12 protein-coding genes, 1 tRNA gene and 1 other RNA gene are annotated in these 19,742 nt (G+C 42.9%); 1 reads left to right on the forward strand and 13 read right to left on the reverse strand.

From position 1 onward, the window contains the following. Positions 1-846: 846 nt before the first annotated feature. The 13 genes from C0638_RS06720 to C0638_RS06780 form a co-directional block, all read right to left on the reverse strand. Positions 847-3,834: a type I restriction endonuclease subunit R gene (locus C0638_RS06720; protein ID WP_102163393.1), complete on the reverse strand. Its 2,988-nt coding sequence runs from the start codon at positions 3,832-3,834 to the stop codon at positions 847-849. Between the two features lie 6 nt (positions 3,835-3,840). Then, positions 3,841-5,127 carry a restriction endonuclease subunit S gene (locus C0638_RS06725; RefSeq protein ID WP_102163396.1) on the reverse strand — a complete coding sequence of 429 codons (1,287 nt, stop codon included), beginning with the start codon at positions 5,125-5,127 and terminating at the stop codon, positions 3,841-3,843. Continuing rightward, on the reverse strand, positions 5,124-7,139 hold the full coding sequence (locus C0638_RS06730) for a type I restriction-modification system subunit M (protein ID WP_102163398.1): 2,016 nt from the start codon (positions 7,137-7,139) through the stop codon (positions 5,124-5,126). Before C0638_RS06730 ends, C0638_RS06725 begins: the two co-directional genes overlap by 4 nt. 279 nt (positions 7,140-7,418) lie before the next feature. After that, positions 7,419-7,783, reverse strand: a transfer-messenger RNA (tmRNA) gene (ssrA, locus tag C0638_RS06735). 255 nt (positions 7,784-8,038) lie between these two features. Beyond that, entirely contained in the window at positions 8,039-8,518 is a 480-nt protein-coding gene (smpB, locus tag C0638_RS06740) for an SsrA-binding protein SmpB (protein WP_007428162.1), read from the reverse strand. 263 nt (positions 8,519-8,781) lie between these two features. Further along, positions 8,782-11,391, reverse strand: a complete 2,610-nt coding sequence (gene rnr, locus C0638_RS06745) for a ribonuclease R (RefSeq protein WP_102163400.1) — start codon at positions 11,389-11,391, stop codon at positions 8,782-8,784. Positions 11,392-11,578: 187 nt separating this feature from the next. After that, positions 11,579-11,812 carry a preprotein translocase subunit SecG gene (secG, locus tag C0638_RS06750; protein ID WP_013368823.1) on the reverse strand — a complete coding sequence of 78 codons (234 nt, stop codon included), beginning with the start codon at positions 11,810-11,812 and terminating at the stop codon, positions 11,579-11,581. Positions 11,813-12,130: 318 nt separating this feature from the next. Then, complete coding sequence (eno, locus tag C0638_RS06755) at positions 12,131-13,417, reverse strand: phosphopyruvate hydratase (RefSeq protein WP_013368821.1); 1,287 nt, start codon at positions 13,415-13,417, stop codon at positions 12,131-12,133. A 63-nt stretch (positions 13,418-13,480) separates the two neighbouring features. Continuing rightward, a complete protein-coding gene (gpmI, locus tag C0638_RS06760) occupies positions 13,481-15,025 on the reverse strand; it encodes a 2,3-bisphosphoglycerate-independent phosphoglycerate mutase (RefSeq protein WP_013368820.1) in 1,545 nt (514 codons plus the stop codon). 1 nt (position 15,026) lies between these two features. Next, positions 15,027-15,779 carry a triose-phosphate isomerase gene (tpiA, locus tag C0638_RS06765; RefSeq protein ID WP_013308264.1) on the reverse strand — a complete coding sequence of 251 codons (753 nt, stop codon included), beginning with the start codon at positions 15,777-15,779 and terminating at the stop codon, positions 15,027-15,029. A gap of 59 nt (positions 15,780-15,838) precedes the next feature. Continuing rightward, complete coding sequence (locus C0638_RS06770; protein ID WP_014599369.1) at positions 15,839-17,020, reverse strand: phosphoglycerate kinase; 1,182 nt, start codon at positions 17,018-17,020, stop codon at positions 15,839-15,841. Between the two features lie 123 nt (positions 17,021-17,143). Continuing rightward, positions 17,144-18,154 carry a type I glyceraldehyde-3-phosphate dehydrogenase gene (gene gap / locus C0638_RS06775; protein ID WP_013368817.1) on the reverse strand — a complete coding sequence of 337 codons (1,011 nt, stop codon included), beginning with the start codon at positions 18,152-18,154 and terminating at the stop codon, positions 17,144-17,146. A 92-nt stretch (positions 18,155-18,246) separates the two neighbouring features. Next, a complete protein-coding gene (locus C0638_RS06780; RefSeq protein WP_013368816.1) occupies positions 18,247-19,284 on the reverse strand; it encodes a sugar-binding transcriptional regulator in 1,038 nt (345 codons plus the stop codon). A gap of 259 nt (positions 19,285-19,543) precedes the next feature. Between C0638_RS06780 and C0638_RS06785 the strand changes: the two genes are divergently transcribed. Beyond that, positions 19,544-19,615 (forward strand) — tRNA-Arg (locus C0638_RS06785). Positions 19,616-19,742: the final 127 nt, after the last annotated feature.

Here is a 19,742-nt window from a genome sequence, read left to right on the forward strand (position 1 = left end):
CCCTAACCCAAAAGAGTGAACTTATTGAAGACAAGTATTATTGCCTTGCTTCAAAGCATATTGTTGAAGAGGACGTCGATACTATCGAGAAGTACCTTGTGCATGAGAGAGTTCCATAAGGCTTCTTAGAAAATATGGGGTGTATCCGCATGTAAAAAAAGTGGATATTGTAGCGTGGAATCGCTTGATTAATGACTGATTTCAATAAATGATAATAAAAAGCCACCAACCAGAAACACTGGCTGATGGCTTTCTTGTCTTACTCAAATGGAAGCGAACCGTGGTCTTCAATCCACAATTCGCGGACGAGTCTTGTTGAGACTGTTCGGAATAGTTGCCCAGAGTGAGGGTGATTCTAAGGTCTCCGTATCATCATATAGAGCGAAATAAAAGAGAGGGGGTAAAGCGGCGAATCATTAGCTGTTCAAAACTGTATTTCTCCGACGGTTGATGCTGAGAAAGTTCTAGGAGGTAGCGTACAGCCTCCTAACTTCCCTAAGGAAATCCCTTCATATTTAAGCCGAACGTAGCAGCATCCTAAAAAAGCAATATTTTTGCTGACCAAGATACGAATGCGATTGGTATACGGACGCACCGAATGTATGTAGATTTTCCAAAGAGGGTATCTAACGTCTTTGCGATATGAGTAGTGCTCTTTGGGAATAATATATGCTTTTAAAAAGATTTAGTAAATTTTTTGCATATCGTAAATGCCAGGAGAGGAACAAATTATTGTACATCAAACAGTAATTGCTTTATAGCTTATTTGGATAATTCGTAAAAGTGACTCTCTTATGAGTTACAGTTCACAAAGTTGGCGCTACAATTCAGCACTGGTCGAATTTATTAACTATTCACTTCCCCATAAACCTCATTCATCATATCTTCCATAATGACAGTCTTAAACTCTTCGTTCTCCAGTATTTTCATAAAAAATTCCTGATTGCTGCCCATACGATCGATGACAAAATCCATAAATGATTTTTCGAAAGCAAATTTGAAATTTTCTTTTGTGTTGTTTAATGCTTTTTGACGAATGTCTTCACTATTTAACATATCCTCTTTCACTTGTTCACGTGACAAGTAGTCCGTTTCAGTGAATTCCGTACCAAATCTCTCATTTAACTTATCTAAAACACTCGACAGGCGTACTTTCTCATCTTCAGGTACACCACCTGCACCATGCTTCTGTGGCTCTAAGTCATATCCACCCGTTTTCTCAAGTACAATGCTGCCTTCGAATGCTTTTTGATTACGGTAGTATTCAAGTGCCACATCATCCGCTATGTAAACATCTTTATCACCAGCGCCACGTGGTAACTTGCGTAGCAAATAAGTTAAGTAAATATACAGCTTGTGTAAGTCTAAATCGATAAACGTTACAACTTGCAGCACAAAGCCGTATGTACGTGTAAATTTTGTTGCAACTTGTTTAAATACAAGCTGTTCTTCTACCGAAAGTTTTTTGTAGCGTTCTACACCTTTATCCAAAACAGCATTTAGTTGTGTTTGGGCCTTTGTCGACTTCGTCACACCGCCCGTAACTTCAAGCTCATTTACCTTTTGTATTTCTTCCTCAGTAAACACTTGATACGGCTCAATTTCAGACTGCATATCATACAGAATGTTCGGGTCAGTAATTTCAGATAGGCTTGTCAATTCATAATAAGGCTGGAACGATGCTTGGATTTCTTCCGGATCGTTAATGAAATCTAATACAAATGTATCTTCCTTACCAGGACATGTGCGATTTAAACGAGATAATGTTTGTACTGCTTTAATTCCACTTAATGGTTTATCTACGTACATCGTGTGCAACAGTGGCTCATCAAACCCTGTTTGATATTTCTCGGCTACAAGCAGCACTTTGTACTCATCTGAATTGAATTTTTCGGGTAACTCTCTTTCAGAAAAACCGTTCATGTCCGGTTCTGTGTAACTAATTTCACCGTCTTTAACAGTACCAGAAAATGCGACAACCGTTCTTAAATCATCATAACCCATTTCTTCAATATACTTGTCAAACGCCAGTTTATAACGGACTGCGTGTAAACGGCTTGCTGTGACAACCATCGCTTTTGCACGTCCGCCAATTTTACGCTTTACGAAATGGCGATAATGCTCAATAATAATCTCTGTTTTTTGAGCAATGCTATGAGGATGCAGCGACACATATTGTGCAAGCTTTTTCGTCGCTTGTTTTTTCGATACCTCTGGATCATCCTCAACCGTCTTTGCAATTTTCCAGAACGTTTTATAAGTTGTGTAGTTTTCTAACACATCCAAAATAAAACCTTCTTCAATAGCCTGTCGCATTGTGTATTGATGGAATGCACGTGGCTTGCCATCTGCCCCAACTGTACCGAACTTTTCTAATGTTTTTGGTTTAGGTGTTGCTGTAAACGCAAAGAACGAAACGTTATCCTGCTTACCACTTTTTACAATTGTCTCGACAATTTTCTCATCGACATCATCTAAGTTTTCCTCAGCAAGACGGTCCTCCTCATAAGCGGCTTCTAACGTTTTGTCCGATAATACGTTTGTTAACGCAGTCGAAGCTTTACCACCTTGAGATGAGTGCGCTTCATCGATGATTACCGCATACTTTTTACGTTCTAGGCCAGCAACTTTCTCTAAAATGTACGGGAACTTCTGCAGCGTTGTAATGACGATGCGTGTCTCATTATTAATAGCACGTGCTAATTGGTCTGAATCTTGACTAATTCGTTCTACCATCCCGGCCTTATGTTCTAACTGATACACAGCATCTTGCAACTGCTTATCTAACACTCGACGGTCCGTAATGACGATAACACTACTGAAAATCGGATTATTATCTTCATCATGCAACTTCGCTAAACGATGCGCTAACCACGAAATCGAGTTCGTTTTTCCAGAGCCTGCAGAATGCTGAATTAAATAGTTATGACCGATAAGCTTTTGTGTAACATCAGCTTCTAATTTACGTACAACATCCAACTGGTGGAAACGGGGGAAAATCAGCATTTGACGCTCCCCAATCGTGTCACCATTTGAATCTTTAATGCCATCTTTCTTAATAAAAATGAAACGATATAAAATATCGAGCAAGCTATCCGGTGCCAAAATCTCATCCCATAAATAATGCGTACGATAATCATCATATACTAAAGGATTTCCTTTTCCACCATTATTACCTTTATTAAATGGTAAGAAGTATGTTTTCCCTTTTTTAAGCTCCGTTGTCATAAATACTTCGTCTGGATCTACTGCAAAGTAAACAACTACACGTTCGTTAAATTTAAACAATTGCTCACGTGGGTCGCGATCAAACTTTAACTGTTTCATCGCATGCTCAACCGTTTGATTGGTAAGCGGGTTTTTTAACTCCATGACAATAAGCGGTAAACCATTTAGAAACAGCACCATGTCTAAGCTATTGTTATGCTTATCGCTATAATACACTTGGCGAGCAACGTTAAAACGATTTCTCGCATATTGCTCATTCAATGTCTTATTCATATCCGTAGGCGGCTTATTATAAGCAAGCTGTAACGTCACACCACGATCTTTAACTCCTTTGCGCAAACATTCAACTATACCTTGACGATGTAGCTGGTCTTTAATACGTTTTAATACTTCTTCTTTATAAGAAGGACCGTACGATTTCTCAAGTGTGCGCATACGTTTTTTCTGTGTATCTTCTAAAAATGCAAATAGCTCTTCTACGTCAATGGCATGCTGTTTGAAAGAAGTAGTTGCTTCTCCTTCTAGCACACGCTTGTTATAGCCATTCGCAATTAACGCCGCTTCAATATTTGTTTCAAAGCCTTTTTCCGAAGTATCCACTGCCATCGCAACTCACCTCACTTCATCAAGTTCCATATCACGCACATCAATTTTGCCCGTTACTGCTTCGTAGATTAGGGATTGGCGGTATTCTTTTAAAGCTTCACTTTGCTTTTTGACCTTATCCATCAATTTCTCTAACTTTAATGTTTCATCATCTATATATTTGGCAATAACTATTTGTTCCTCAATTGGCGGTAAAAGGACCTTAAATTTCTTTATATCAGCTTGGAATAGATGTGGCACACCCATACCATCTTTGATTTGATTAATTACATCTTGAATATATGTTGATTTTAAATAATAGTAAAAATAAACACTATCTATTTTTTCATTAGGTCTTAGAACAGCTATAGAGCTATTCACTGTAGCCTTTTTAGGAAGACTACGTATTACATTAACAATCCCCAATGTGCTCCCATCCTTTGCTAAAAGCACATCTCCTACTTCTAACATTATCTCTGGAGATTCTAAGTATCTTTCTTCCGTAATAAAATTAACATTTGTAAAATCAATTTCTCGTTCTTTTAAATTTGGCGTAGCTAAAAATACATAACCATCCTCTACATATTCTTCTGCCTTTAAACCCTTCCAACCTAATCTTGCTTTTACGCGAGAGATAAAATCTAATCGAGAAAATAACCAATGCTCAGGAATCTCACTAATCCACTCAACACCTGAATCTTTCATTTTCACATTCGAATTTAAACCCTTTGTAACAGCTTCTGTGATGATTGATTGGCGTTGTTGTTCTAATATAGTTATATAAAGTGTCTTTTTGCTGATAAGTTCATCTAAACTCGCAACTCGTTTTTCTAAATAGCTTATGATTGTTTTTTGTATATTTAATGCAGGTAAAGGGACTAATAAATTTGCATACTTTTCTGCACTAACATTTTGAATGGTAGCTTGGATCGTATTTTCTGTAATCCAGGATGAATACTTATTTGTCTGAGTATAATAAAATATAAACTTTGGTAGACACTTCTTTAAATCAACCTTCAATTTAATTAAGTAACCTGCATAACAGGCTGGTTCATCAGATTCATGAATATAAGCTTTTCCAACTGTCGCTCCACTACGAGCGAATAAAATATCACCCTTTTCTAATAAATAAGGTTTAGCTTTTTCCCATTCTAGTGACTTGAAAGTTTCTTCTTTTAACTTACCCGCAGCGTCTAAGTCTGTTATTCGAATATATCGTGGCAAATCTCTATCATCCAGCTCTGCTGATTCATTAGCACCATACATTAACTTTTCTTTTGCTATAAATTTTAGCCTTACTAATGGATATGTCATTTATCCATCACCTTCTTCCACTGCTCCGCAATCTCCACTTCCAATGCACGGATCTCGTCCATAATTTCTGCTGAGCTACGTAATGCTGTGTATTTGTAGAACTGACGAGTAAATGGGATTTCATATCCGATTTTAGTTTTCGTTTCATCAATCCATGCATCTGGTACATGTGGCAGTACTTCACGGGTGAAATAGTCATACATACTTTCTTTTAACGGTACATTTTCTGTATCACGTAAATCTGTATCTGGCTCAATGTCTGTTTTATTTTTCATACATACATCAGCAGTTTCGTCTTTTTCAGACAGCCCCACTAAAATCGCTTTTAATATAGGCGCACCAATTGTAATACCTGCTTGTTTCAATGCATCTTTTAGTACTTTATTGAACTCATCACGATTTTTATATACTTTATCGCTTGCTAACGTACGTAAAACATATAAAATTTGTGATTGAAGCTTTTTACCTTCCTCAATTTCAAAATGACCTGCATCGCCTTTTTTCTTCGATGTCGCTAAGTCGGCAAAACCTTTTTCTTCTACAACACATGCAAGGCGTTCTTCATTTACTTGGAAGTTTAAACGTAACGGGCGCTCAACCGTAATTTTTGCGAAGCCAAAGCCTTCATTATCAAAGATTTTTACGTATTCATTTGGTTGTGCATCACCATATAAACGAATGATTTCGTCAATTTGTTCTTCCGTAATTTCGTTACGCTTGCTGCCCATGCTCTTTTTCATCTTTTTCGAGAAATCTACTGCATTGACTAAACGGACTTTACCTTTATGAAGTGGTGCTTTATTGTTCGTTAAGATCCAAATATACGTTGCAATACCTGTGTTGTAGAATAAATCGTTTGGTAATGCGACGATACCTTCTACTAAGTCATTCTCAAGTACATATTTACGAATTTCACTTTCTCCAGAACCTGCATCCCCTGTAAACAAAGGTGAACCGTTCATGATAATTGCCAAACGAGAGCCTTGTGGATTTTCTGCTGTTAATGGTTTCATTTTTGACAATAAGTGCAACAAGAATAATAACTGACCGTCACTTGTACGAGGAGTACCTGGGCCGAAACGACCATCAAAACCTAACTTATCATGCTCATCTTTAATTGGCTTCTCATATGATTTCCAGTCAACTCCGTATGGTGGATTGGTGATTAAGTAATCAAATTTATCATGTGGAAATTGGTCGTTGGATAAAGTGTTTCCTAAACGAATATTGCGTGCATCCTCACCTTTGATCAGTAAGTCTGCTTTACAAATGGCATATGATTCAGGATTTATTTCTTGGCCAAAAAATTCTAAATGTGCTGTTGGGTTTTGGCTAAGTAAATATTCTTGTGCTACAGAACCCATGCCCCCAGTACCAGCTGCACAGTCATATAACGTTTGTGTTAAACCTGGCTTCGTTAAAATGCTCGCATCGTCATGTAGGAATAATAAATGCGTCATCAGGCGAATGACTTCACGTGGTGTGTAGTGATCCCCTGCTTCTGCATTCTCATTGAAACGACGAATTAACTCCTCAAATACATATCCCATTTCAATGTTCGAAACTGTTTCTGGGTGTAAATCAATTTCACTGAAACGTTTAATCGTCAAGTACAATAAGTTATTTTGATCTAACTTATCAATTTGACGGTCAAAGTCGAAGTGCTCCATAATATCACAAGCAATCTTTGAAAAACCGTTAATATAGTCACGTAAGTTATCAGCGATGTTATCTGAGTCCGTTAATAACTTATTAAAATCATATTTACTTGTGTTGTGGAAGTTTTGCCTCGATACACGATTTAAAATCGGCTCACGGGCTTCTTCAGACATGGTAGCAAATTGTTCTGCTTTCGCTAATACTTCCTCTTTTGTGCTTTCTAGTACGCAGTCAAAACGGCGTAATACTGCTAATGGTAAAACAATTTTACCGTAGTCCTCTGGTTTATACGGTCCACGCAAGATCTCTGCGATTGACCAAATGAAACTTACTTTATCTTGGAAGTTGATCATAAGTAATCTCCTTAATCGGGTAAAAATATTAAAGTTTTTTTGAATGATATATTTAAATGAAGTATACTAGCGAATTTAGAGGATTTTATATGTAAACAACTCAATAAAAAATAAATCGCTTTAATGAATTCTTTACATTTCGTTACTACATTCAATTATAAGTGTTATAGCAACAAACAATAAGAGCTAAAATCAATCCAAGACACCCACTTGCAGAGACTAAAAAAAGACGTAACTGCATATTAAAAAATCCACACCTTTTTCTGGTGTGGATTTGATCGATGGAGGCGAGGGGAGTCGAACCCCTGTCCGAAGATAACGACACATAAGCTTCTACGGGTGTAGTCACAGTTTTGATGTCACCCGAGTATCGCCCCGTAACCGGCTATACGTTGGGTCAGCCTGATTGTCTTCTTCAGCACACCCCAGGCGGAGATGTGGCAGCGTATCCCACTATAGGTTAGCCCCTACATCCGGCACATGGGCGATGCAGGAGAGGAGCACGCTCACAGGTTATTAAGCTGCGAAAGCGTAGTTGTTTTGTTGTTTGCCGTTTAATAGGCTTTAGCGTTGATGAAGTGGACGCGTCCCCACTACCCGCTACCCATGCTCGAACTATCCCCGTCGAATCCATAAACGCCCCCTTATTATAAAGGGCTCCACGGATAAATCAGGAAATACCGGAGCATAAGTGCATAATATCAAAAGCTGAATCCTAAGATCCAACACTCGAATCAAGTTTAAATCCAAGATCTTTGAAAACTTACTACTTCGTTAGTATAACATATTACATGTCATAACGAAACGGATTGAAGCCATTCTAGCTCGATAAAATAGCACCATTACAGGAACAAGTAACTTATCCACGTAATTTGTACCATACAGAGTAAGCAAACTGCTTATCTCGCTATTTTTTGCTTCTCGCGCAGAGCACGTTGGATATCACGCTGTGCATCACGTTTGGCAGCTGTTTCTCGCTTGTCATACTGCTTTTTACCTCTACCCAGTCCAAGCAGCAGTTTGGCATAACCGTTGCGAACATAAATTTTGAGCGGCACGATGGTGTAGCCTTCCTGTTTCGAGAGACCAATAAGCTTACGAATCTGCTCTTTATGCAGCAGCAACTTACGCGTACGCGTCGGATCAGTCGGATTGTTACGATTACCTTGTTCAAAAGGGCTGATATGCATATTGTGAATATGAATTTCGCCATTACGGATCGTAGCAAAAGCATCGCTTATATTAGAGCGACCATTCCGCAGAGACTTAATCTCTGTTCCCGTTAACACCATGCCCGCCTCGTAGGTGTCTTCAATAAAATAGTCATGGGAAGCTTTTTTGTTCTGGGCGAGCACTTTCCCGTCTGCCTTCTTACCCATGAATACCACTCCTTATGAATAACTTAGATTCAATCTAGAATTCCTGCTACAAAGAGCTACCTAGAAATATATTGTAACAAATTTCGGAGGGTAAAAGCAAGAAAGGTCAAGCCTTCTACATTTCTCATTACACTTATAGCACACTAAAACCAAGCGGCTTCTATCCATTACTACAGACAGAAACCGCTCATATACCTAAGCATCCGTAAGCTTCATTCACTGCTCTCGGAAGCCCCAATCTCCTAACAGTAAGTTATATCAACCTACTTTTTCTTTTTCCGCACAAACCCAGCGGTGCTATTCCCGCCGTTAGCGCCCTTTTTTTTCCGCTTGCGACGTGCTGCGCCTTCACCACCTGGTCTGGCATCACTACCTGGGGTAGCTGCATCACCAATGAATATCCCGCTGGCAGACGTCTTCTTCCGTCGCTTGCTTGCACCCGTTGCTGGCGAATTGTATCCGCCCTTGCCACTACCAAAGCCGAAGCTTCCTGGCGAGCCTGTACCGACACCGTTTCCACCACCACGACCTGCGCGACCTGTGGTGCTGATTCCTCCGTTGCCGCCCTCTTTAGGCTTTTCAGCCGCCTCACGACCACCTTTACGCTCTCTACCAGCCTTGTCCTTACCGCCCTTACGGTCACGTCCTTCTCGGCCTCTGCCTTTAGCACGGCCCTCGCCACGTGCAAAATCTCCACCCTGGCCCGAGCCTCCCGTCCGTTCACGACGTTGCCGTTGCTTCATATCGACGAGTTCAAAGTCAATTGTGTAATCTTCCATATTCACACGCGCGACGCGAACCTTAACCTCATCCCCAATGCGGAATACCTTAGAGGTGCGTTCTCCGATTAACGCCATATGCTGCTCGTCAAAATGATAATAGTCGTCCGTAAGTGCACTCAGACGCGTTAAGCCCTCGACTGTGTTGTCCAGCTCAATGAACATCCCAAAGCTGGTTACACTGCTGATGATCCCTTCGAACTCCTCGCCGACCTTATCCAGCATGTATTCAGCCTTTTTCATTTGCTCTGTGTCGCGCTCTGCATCCACAGCCACACGTTCACGCTCGGAGGATTGCTGAGCAATATCTGGCATGCGTGCAGTCAAATATTCCTGACGCTCATCTGTTAAAGCCCCGCCATTCTCCAATACCTCACGAATGACACGGTGAATTACCAAGTCAGGGTAACGACGAATCGGTGATGTAAAATGAGAGTAATACTCCGCAGCCAGTCCAAAATGTCCTGTAGACTCCGCATCATATTTTGCCTGCTTCATCGAACGCAGCATCATTGTGCTAAGCACCGTTTGCTCCTTCGTACCCTCAATGTCTTCTAACAATGTTTGCAGTGCACGCGGATGAATGGAATTTCCTCGACCTTTGATCTGATGACCAAAATTAGCTGCAAAAGCCATAAAGTTTTGCAGCTTCTCTGGGTCGGGGTCCTCATGAATCCGGTACAAGAACGGTACCTTGAGCCAGTGAAAATGTTCGGCTACCGTTTCATTGGCCGCCAGCATAAACTCTTCGATAATTTGTTCGGCTATCGTACGATCCCTCTTCACAATATCGACAGCTTTGCCCTCATCGTCTACAATCACTTTGGCCTCATCAAAATCAAAATCAACCGCACCGCGGCGCATCCGATTCGCACGCAGCTTCAATGCCAGATCCTTCATCGTATGGAATACATCAACCAGGTCCTTGTACCGTTCCATTAGTTCTGCATCTTCCTCTTCGAGGATTTTGCGAACGTTAGTATAGGTCATCCGTTCCTTCGTTTTAATCACGCTGGTGAAAATATCATGCTTTACGACCTTCATATGCTCATTGAATTCCATCTCACAGGATAAAGTCAGTCGATCCACCTGAGGATTCAATGAACAAATTCCGTTTGAAAGTCGATGTGGAAGCATCGGAATGACGCGGTCAACCAAATACACACTACAACCGCGGTTATATGCCTCCAGATCCAGCTTGGAGTTCTCACGCACATAATACCCTACGTCAGCAATATGAACGCCCAGACGGTAGTTTCCGTTCGGCAAACGCTCTACATTAACCGCATCATCGAGGTCTTTGGCATCCTCCCCGTCAATGGTGACAATGACCTTATCGCGCAAATCACGCCGTCCCTGACGTATAATCTCTTCTTCCGTAATCGCATCAGGAGCCTGATCCGCTTCCGCCATCACTTCATCCGGAAAAGCTTCTGGGAGCTGATGCTTGCGAATAACGGACAAGATGTCGACGCCCGGATCATCCTTATGACCCAGCACCTCCAGCACTTCGCCTTCTGCTGCTGCACGTCCTTCCGGATAGCTCACAATACGCACGACGACCTTTTGTCCGTTTACAGCTCCGTTAAAGCTGTCCTTAGGAATGAAAATGTCCCGGTTAATACGTTTATCATCCGGCAAAACAAAACCGTATGCTTCGTGGCTCTGAAACACACCGACTACCTGAAGCACTGCGCGCTTCACAATCCGCACAACTTCGCCTTCTAATCGGCCACCCGCAGGTCCCTTTGACGTCACTCTTACCAGCACTGTATCTCCATTCATCGCGCTCTTTAAGTCGTTAGCATGAATGTATACATCCGGGTGCTCCCGGTCCTCTGGAATCAAAAAAGCAAAGCCCTTGGCATGGGCCTGCAAACGCCCGCGCTGCAAATCCATCCGTTCTGGAACACCATAACGGTTCGTGCGGGTCAGCAGAATTTTCCCGTCTTCCTCCAATGCGTTCAAGAGCTTAAGAAATTCACGAAACTCTTCTGCATCCTTAATGTCAAAATGTTGCTCCAGCTCCTGGTATGTCATAGGCTTGTATGCGGTCTCGCGCATGAAATCAAGTAGTTGTTGCTCTGTTATCATAATTTTGTCCACCTCGGGTGACCTTTAATTTTCAGTAATAAATCCGCTGTTCCTTGTTCCTGATACAAGGCTCTTTATATACTCATACCCTAGTATACACGAATTTAATCGACGGCATCCCTGCCTGTCCAAAATCCAAAAAAGCCCCCGTTTCCCGTGAAACGAAGGCTTAAGGTGTATATTTATCTTATTTTGCGAAAAATGCAACCAAAACGGAAACGATCATAAAACATGCACCCAAAACAGCAGTTACGCGTTGTAAAATCAAATCCATACCGCGAGCTTTGGTCTTGCCGAACAGATGCTCAGCACCGCCAGAGATGGCACCGGACAAACCTGCGCTTTTCCCCTTTTGCAGTAACACAACCGCAATAACAGCAATCGAGAACACAACGAGCAGCACTTTCAAAAAGATTTCCATGAAAAATCCCACCTCCTGAGCTTATACATCTGTTTTGCAAAACAACACAGCCTCTTTTATGAAAACATGCACATATCATGCTTTAAATAGCCGGAAATTAACGCAAAACACTATTTTCATTCTACCACAGCTTCCAGTAGATAACAACAGCTACAGCAAGACACTTAGCCATTAAGCTTCTGTAGATCATTATTTATAAAAAAACAGACCTGCTTGCATATCACGAGCAGATCTGTTTTATTCATGCGCAAAAGCTTCGAGCGTCCTGACCCTATGATAAATCATAGACCCGAGGCGCCACCAGCATTTTTGGCAATATTATTTCTTCAGGTTGTAGAAAGATTTCAGGCCGTGGTATTGAGCCAGTTCACCCAGTTGATCCTCAATGCGGAGCAATTGGTTGTACTTCGCAATACGGTCAGTACGGGAAGGAGCACCAGTTTTGATTTGGCCTGCATTTGTTGCAACAGCGATATCAGCGATTGTGCTGTCTTCGGATTCACCGGAACGGTGAGAGATTACAGCTGTGTATCCTGCACGTTTAGCCAATTCGATAGCATCGAATGTTTCAGTCAGCGTACCGATTTGGTTTACTTTGATCAGGATAGAGTTACCGATGTTTTCATCGATACCTTTAGCCAGACGCTCTGTGTTAGTTACGAACAGGTCGTCACCAACCAATTGGATTTTGTTGCCCAGTTTTTCAGTGAGCAATTTCCAACCTTCCCAGTCATCTTCGGAGCAACCATCTTCAATAGTGATGATTGGGTATTTATCAACCCAAGAAGCAAGCAGATCAACGAACTCAGCAGAAGTGAAGGATTTGCCTTCGCCTTCCAAAGTGTATTTTCCATCTTTGAAGAACTCAGTGGAAGCAACGTCCATACCGAGGAATACGTCAACGCCTGGTTTGTAACCAGCTTTTTCGATCGCTTCGATAATAGTGGACAGAGCTTCTTCGTTGGATTTGAAGTTAGGAGCAAAACCACCTTCATCACCAACAGCTGTGTTCAAGCCTTTGGAATTCAGTACGGATTTCAGGTTGTGGAAGATTTCTGCGCCAACACGCAGAGCTTCTTTGAATGTAGGAGCGCCTACAGGCAGAACCATGAATTCTTGTACGTCAACGTTGTTGTCGGCATGAGCACCACCGTTAACGATGTTCATCATTGGTACTGGCAATTGTTTAGCGTTGAATCCGCCCAGGTAAGTGTACAGTGGCAAGCCCAGAGCTTCAGCAGCAGCGCGAGCTACAGCCATGGATACAGCCAGAATTGCATTCGCACCCAGTTTACCTTTGTTTGGAGTACCGTCCAATTTGATCATCAATGTATCGATTTCTACTTGGTTCACAGCATCCAAGCCGATTACTTCAGGAGCAATAATTTCGTTCACGTTTTTAACAGCTTGCAGAACGCCTTTACCCAGGTAACGGGATTTGTCGTTATCGCGAAGCTCTACAGCTTCGTGAGCGCCTGTGGATGCACCAGAAGGAACGATAGCGCGACCAATCGCACCGGATTCCAGATATACTTCAACTTCAACCGTAGGGTTACCACGGGAGTCGAGGACTTCGCGAGCGTACACGTCAGAAATAATAGTCATTTGTACTTAATCTCCTTTGTAATTCATAATTTATTGGTCAAGCCTATACTTATTAAATCAAGCTTACTTGCGGGATGCAATCATAGATTTTCCTGTCATTTCCGCAGGTTGCGGAAGTTGCATCAAATCCAGAAGCGTTGGAGCTACGTCAGCCAGAATTCCATGCTCACGCAGAACGATATTTTCGTCAGTCAAAATGAACGGAACCGGATTCGTTGTGTGAGCTGTGAACGGACGTCCCTGCTCATCAATTTCCATATCCGCGTTACCATGGTCAGCGATGATAATTACCACGCCACCTTTGGCTTTAACTGCATCTACAACACGTCCAACACATTCATCCGTCGTCTCTACTGCCTTAATTGTTGGTTCCAGCATACCGGAGTGTCCAACCATATCCGGATTGGCAAAGTTCAGGATAATCGCATCATGCTTGTCAGCTTCGATTTCCTTAACAGCAGCATCCGCTACTTCATACGCACTCATTTCAGGCTGCAGATCATATGTAGCCACTTTAGGCGAATTGATCAAAATACGAGTTTCGCCAGGAAGCTCCACATCGCGTCCGCCACTGAAAAAGAAAGTAACGTGCGGATACTTTTCTGTCTCAGCAATACGCAATTGCTTTTTGTTGTTTTGTACCAGCACCTCGCCAAACGTGTTGTCCAGGTTTTTCGGTTCATAGGCAACAAAGCCTCCAACCGTTTCACTGAACAAGGTCAGGCAAACAAAGTGCAGATCCTTAGGCCATTTTGGCCCACGGTCAAAACCACGGAAATCTTCATTGGTAAATACTTGAGACAATTGAATCGCACGGTCAGGACGGAAATTCAGGAATACGACAGAGTCATTGCTTTCGACCAGCCCTACAGGGCTTCCATCAGCCTTCACAATAACAGTTGGTTCCACGAATTCATCGAACACTGACTTTTCATACGATTCCTTCAATGCTTCGAGTGGATCGGTGTATTGAGGACCTTCACCGTATACGATTGCACGGTAAGACTTCTCAACACGTTCCCAACGTTTGTCGCGGTCCATTGCATAATAGCGCCCTTGTACGGTTGCAATTTGGCCAATGCCCACTTCCTGAATTTTAGCGACCAGTTGTTGCATAAAGCCTACGCCGCTATCAGGCATAACGTCACGTCCATCCATGAAAGCATGAATGTACACTTCAGTTAATCCTTCTTTTTTAGCCAGATCCAGCATAGCGAACAGATGGCTGATATGGCTATGCACACCACCGTCGGACAGAAGTCCGTACAGGTGAAGTTTAGTGTTGTTCTTCTTCGCATGTTGCACGGCTTTAACCAATGTTTCATTGTCGAAGAACTCGCCTTCACGGATGGACTTCGAAATACGAGTCAAATCTTGATATACAATTCGACCTGCGCCGATGTTCAAGTGACCTACTTCGGAGTTACCCATTTGTCCTTCCGGCAGACCCACCGCTTCACCAGAAGCCGTCAACGTGGTATGTGGATACTGTTTTAAATACCGGTCGTAATTCGGTTTGTTAGCCTGTGCAACCGCATTGCCTTCCACAGTGTCACGCAGTCCGAATCCGTCCATAATAATTAAAGCTACCGGTTTTGGTGCTGTCATCTTACTTCGCCCCCTCAACAAGCGCGATGTACGACGCCGGTTGAAGACTGGCACCGCCCACGAGCGCGCCGTCGATATCGCTTTGACCCAGGTACTCAGTAACATTTTCAGGTTTTACACTACCACCGTACTGAATACGTACAGCATTTGCTGTATTTTCATCATACAGCTCTTTAATCAGACTACGGATGTAGGAAATCACTTCATTCGCATCCTGCGAAGTAGAGGATTTGCCTGTTCCGATGGCCCAGATTGGCTCATAAGCAACTACGACTTGTGCTGCTTGATCTTTAGCCAGACCAGCAAAAGCTGCTACAGTTTGCACTTTTACAACTTCTTTGGTTTGACCTGCTTCACGGTCTTCCAGCTTTTCGCCTACACATACAATTGGTGTCAGGCCATGACGGAATGCTGCATGAACCTTTTTGTTCACCGTTTCGTCTGTTTCGTTGAAATACTCACGACGCTCGGAGTGTCCGATCACAACGTAGTCTACGCCCAGATCTTTAAGCATTCCGCCGCTGATTTCACCTGTAAATGCGCCATCTTCTGCAAAGTGCAGGTTTTGTGCGCCGATTTTAATAGATGTGCCTTTTACTGCTTCAACCAGAGCAGGAAGATTTGTAAATGGAGCACATATAACGCTCTCCACTCCTGCAACCTCTGCTTTACCTTTGATCTCTTCGATGAAGGTTTTAGCTTCTGGTACGGTTTTGAACATCTTCCAGTTACCCGCGATAATCGGTGTTCTCAATGGTTTCAACTCCTAACTATTAGGTGCCCTAAAGCCTTTATTAAGCGTAATGCGTTTGATTATTTATCGTTAAGTGCAACAACACCCGGAAGTGCTTTGCCTTCCATGAATTCCAGGGATGCGCCGCCACCAGTGGAAATGTGATCCATTTTGTCAGCCAAGTGGAATTTTTCAGCTGCTGCCGCAGAGTCACCGCCACCAATGATGGTGTATGCATCTGTTGTGGCGCATGCTTCTGCTACTTCACGAGTACCGCCAGCGAAAGGCTCGATTTCAAATACACCCATTGGTCCATTCCAAACAACCAATTTGGAGTTCTTGATAACATCTGCATAGATTTTACGAGTTTTCGGTCCGATATCCACGCCTTCCCAATCTGCAGGAATGCCGTCGATATCCACGATGTTTGTGTTCGCTGTAGCACTGAAATCGTCAGAGATAACGATATCCACAGGAAGGTAGAAGTTTTTGCCAAGCTTCTTCGCTTTTTCAATAAATCCAAGAGCTACGTCCAGTTTGGATTCATCCAGCAAAGATTGACCCACTTCATGACCTTGAGCTTTGAAGAATGTATAAGTCAAACCGCCGCCAATAATTACGTTATCTGCAATGTTCAGCAGGTTGTCGATTACGTCGATTTTGTCTTTTACTTTGGAACCACCAATAATGGCTGTAAAAGGACGATCTGGATTCGACAAAGCTTTACCAATAACAGACAACTCTTTTTCCATCAGCAAGCCGGAAACAGCCGGAAGGAAATGCGCGATACCTTCTGTAGAAGCATGAGCACGGTGTGCTGCACCAAAAGCATCATTCACGAAAATGTCAGCCAGTTCAGCAAATTGCTTAGCCAGTTCAGGATCATTTTTCTCTTCTCCTGGGTAGAAGCGTACATTTTCAAGCAATAGCACATCGCCGTTTTGCAGTTCAGCCACTTTCGCTTTAACAGCTTCACCAACTGCTTCGTCCACTTTAACAACTGGCTTTTTCAGCAGTTCGGACAAACGTACACCAGCAGCAGTCAGACGCATGGATTCAACGACTTGACCCTTTGGACGTCCAAAGTGACTCGCCAAAATAACTTTTGCACCTTTTTCAATCAGGTAGTTAATGGTTGGCAAGGTTTCGCGAATACGCTTGTCATCTGTAATTTTACCATCTTCAACCGGAACGTTAAAATCTACACGAACAAACACCCGTTTTCCATTCAGTTCTATATCACGTACGCTCTTTTTGTTCATCTCCATATTCCTCCGCACCCTTATAATTTTACGAAACAGGAATTTAAGGCACATTTTGATATATAAAGAGCGGAAACAATAACACCTGTTTCCGCTCTATGATGTTGCTCGATAAGGAAATTCTTATTTAGCCAATTTAGCGAAGTATTCCAAAGTACGGATCAATTGTGCAGTGTAGGACATTTCGTTGTCGTACCAAGCTACAGTTTTAACCAGTTGTTTGTCGCCAACAGTCAGAACTTTAGTTTGAGTTGCATCAAACAGGGATCCGAAAGTCAGACCTTTGATGTCAGAAGAAACGATTTGATCTTCAGTGTATCCGTAAGTTTCAGGATCGGAAGCTTCTTTCATCGCTGCGTTGATTTCTTCAGCAGTTACGTTTTTCTCCAGAACTGTTACCAGCTCAGTCAGGGAACCTGTTGGTACTGGAACACGTTGAGCTGCGCCATCCAATTTACCTTTCAGCTCAGGGATAACCAGACCGATTGCTTTAGCAGCACCAGTAGTGTTAGGGATGATGTTTTCAGCTGCTGCGCGAGCACGACGGAAGTCACCTTTAGCATGTGGAGCATCCAAAGTGTTTTGGTCGCCAGTGTAAGCGTGAATTGTAGTCATCAAGCCTTCAACGATACCAAATTTGTCTTGCAATGTTTTAGCCATAGGAGCCAGGCAGTTAGTTGTGCAAGAAGCACCGGAAATTACAGTTTCAGATCCGTCCAGAATTTCATGGTTTACGTTGTAAACGACAGTTTTCATGTCGCCAGTAGCTGGAGCGGAGATAACAACCTTTTTAGCGCCGCCTTTCAAATGTTTCTCAGCAGCTTCTTTAGTTGTGAAGAAACCTGTGCATTCCAGAACGATGTCTACACCCAGGTCTCCCCAAGGCAATTCTTCAGGGTTACGGTTAGCCAAAACTTTAACTTCTTTACCGTTTACTTTGAAGAAACCGTCATGTACTTCTACTTCCCCTTGGAAAGTACCTTGTGTTGTATCATATTTCAACAGATGTGCCAGCATTTTGGAATCTGTCAAGTCGTTAATTGCTACTACTTCAATACCTTCTACGTCTTGAATACGGCGGAAAGCAAGGCGTCCAATACGTCCGAAACCGTTAATACCAACTTTAACTGTCATGAGTGAGTTCCTCCCAAAGTTCGTTTAGTTTAGTTTTATATATTCAAGACAGACCCGAAAGCCCGTCAAGACAACACAATTAAAAAACCTTATCAATCTCTTAAATAACGGCTTACAATCTCGGCAGCAGCGCCTTCGTCGGTGACAAGAATGTCTTCCTGTCCGAAACGCAATACCGCATGAATAGCAGCCGCCTTGCTCTTGCCTCCAGCCACACCTAACACCGTCTCCGTGCGCCTGATGTCCTCCAAACGGAGTCCAAGCGTCAGCATTCTGTGAACAACGACGCCGTCTTCGTTAAAATAATAACCAAACGATTCGGCGACCGCGCCCTCATTGCTGATCTGGGCGAAGGTTTCAGGGTCAAGCTTGCGTCTGTGGGCCATTGCTATGGCGTTGCCTATCCCGTGAATGATAATACGACTTTCTCGAATCAGGCTCAATATATCCTGAATATTCGTATCCTCAAGCAAGGAGTTGTAAGCATGATTGCTGAGCAAATCCGGTACATGGAGCAGACGGTATTGAGCGCCGACCTTGCGAGCCATCGTGGAGGCAATTGTATTTGCCTGCATTTCCATGCTCTCTCCCAAACCCCCGCGTGCCGGTACAAACCATCCGCCTTTAAGCGGGCCGTTAGCAGGTAATGTCAGTTGTTCCGCCACATCTGCAATCGTCGTGCCACCTGTTACAGCGACCACGTCCTCGTCATCCATAACACTCAGCAGCGCCTTTGCGCCAGCACGGCCCAGTTCCTGCTTCGCTAACGGTGAAGCATCCGAATCCCCTGGAACGACAACCACCTTCCTCAAACCGTAGGCTTGACGAATCTGATCCTCCAATTGGGACAGGCCGAACAAGTTGTTCGCAATCGGCTCCAGCTGTTCCAGCAGATCCAGTCCTGCTTTGCTCACCTTCATGCCCACACTCTCAATCTCAATTAGCCCTTGCGCTTTAAGGAGATCAGTCTCAGCGCGCAGTACGCGCTCGGTCATATCCAGTGAAGCTGCCAGTGTTCTGCGTCCAATAACTTCGGACAGCATAATCTGATGCAGGATCGTGTACCTTTTTTTCAAAACATCCATGAGGTCGGGCAGAAGCTGCTTCTGTATTTCTAATATCTTTCGCATGCTTTCCACTCCCGCACACTTCTAAGTTCTGTCTCTATGCTATATCTCTAACTGGTCTTAAAATGTCCCGGGATAACTTTTTAAGTCCCACGTATATCTTACCCAATATTTGCTTCACATGCAAGTCTATCTGAACCTATATTTCTCAACTTTTTATGTGAATATGCGCACGTAATAAAAGCTTGCAATTCAATGCCGTATATCATATAATCATCTTTGTTTCCAATTAATTAGTTAGTTGCTTGTAATGTTCATCTGTGCGCCCGTGGTCCAACGGATATGACGTAGGCCTCCGGAGCCTGAGATCGAGGTTCGATTCCTCGCGGGCGCGTCGTTTTATATGATCGGCTAAATGTTCCATATAATGTTTTTAACCAAAAAGAGCGCTGAGCGCTCTTTTTTTAATCAATAGTTTGACTTTCTTTGACTTTTTGTTTGAAATTGTTTATCATGTGGTT

The sequence above is a fragment of the Paenibacillus sp. lzh-N1 genome (genome assembly GCF_002872435.1).
In the GTDB taxonomy this organism is placed as follows: Bacteria; Bacillota; Bacilli; order Paenibacillales; family Paenibacillaceae; genus Paenibacillus; species Paenibacillus polymyxa_C.

Coding starts and splice junctions, on each gene's coding strand:
- C0638_RS06720 (WP_102163393.1), bottom strand. CDS start 3,834: ATGGCAGTGGATACTTCGGAAAAAGGCTTTGAAACAAATATTGAAGCG.
- C0638_RS06725 (WP_102163396.1), bottom strand. CDS start 5,127: ATGACATATCCATTAGTAAGGCTAAAATTTATAGCAAAAGAAAAGTTA.
- C0638_RS06730 (WP_102163398.1), bottom strand. CDS start 7,139: ATGATCAACTTCCAAGATAAAGTAAGTTTCATTTGGTCAATCGCAGAG.
- smpB (WP_007428162.1), bottom strand. CDS start 8,518: ATGGGTAAGAAGGCAGACGGGAAAGTGCTCGCCCAGAACAAAAAAGCT.
- rnr (WP_102163400.1), bottom strand. CDS start 11,391: ATGATAACAGAGCAACAACTACTTGATTTCATGCGCGAGACCGCATAC.
- secG (WP_013368823.1), bottom strand. CDS start 11,812: ATGGAAATCTTTTTGAAAGTGCTGCTCGTTGTGTTCTCGATTGCTGTT.
- eno (WP_013368821.1), bottom strand. CDS start 13,417: ATGACTATTATTTCTGACGTGTACGCTCGCGAAGTCCTCGACTCCCGT.
- gpmI (WP_013368820.1), bottom strand. CDS start 15,025: ATGACAGCACCAAAACCGGTAGCTTTAATTATTATGGACGGATTCGGA.
- C0638_RS06770 (WP_014599369.1), bottom strand. CDS start 17,020: ATGAACAAAAAGAGCGTACGTGATATAGAACTGAATGGAAAACGGGTG.
- gap (WP_013368817.1), bottom strand. CDS start 18,154: ATGACAGTTAAAGTTGGTATTAACGGTTTCGGACGTATTGGACGCCTT.
- C0638_RS06780 (WP_013368816.1), bottom strand. CDS start 19,284: ATGCGAAAGATATTAGAAATACAGAAGCAGCTTCTGCCCGACCTCATG.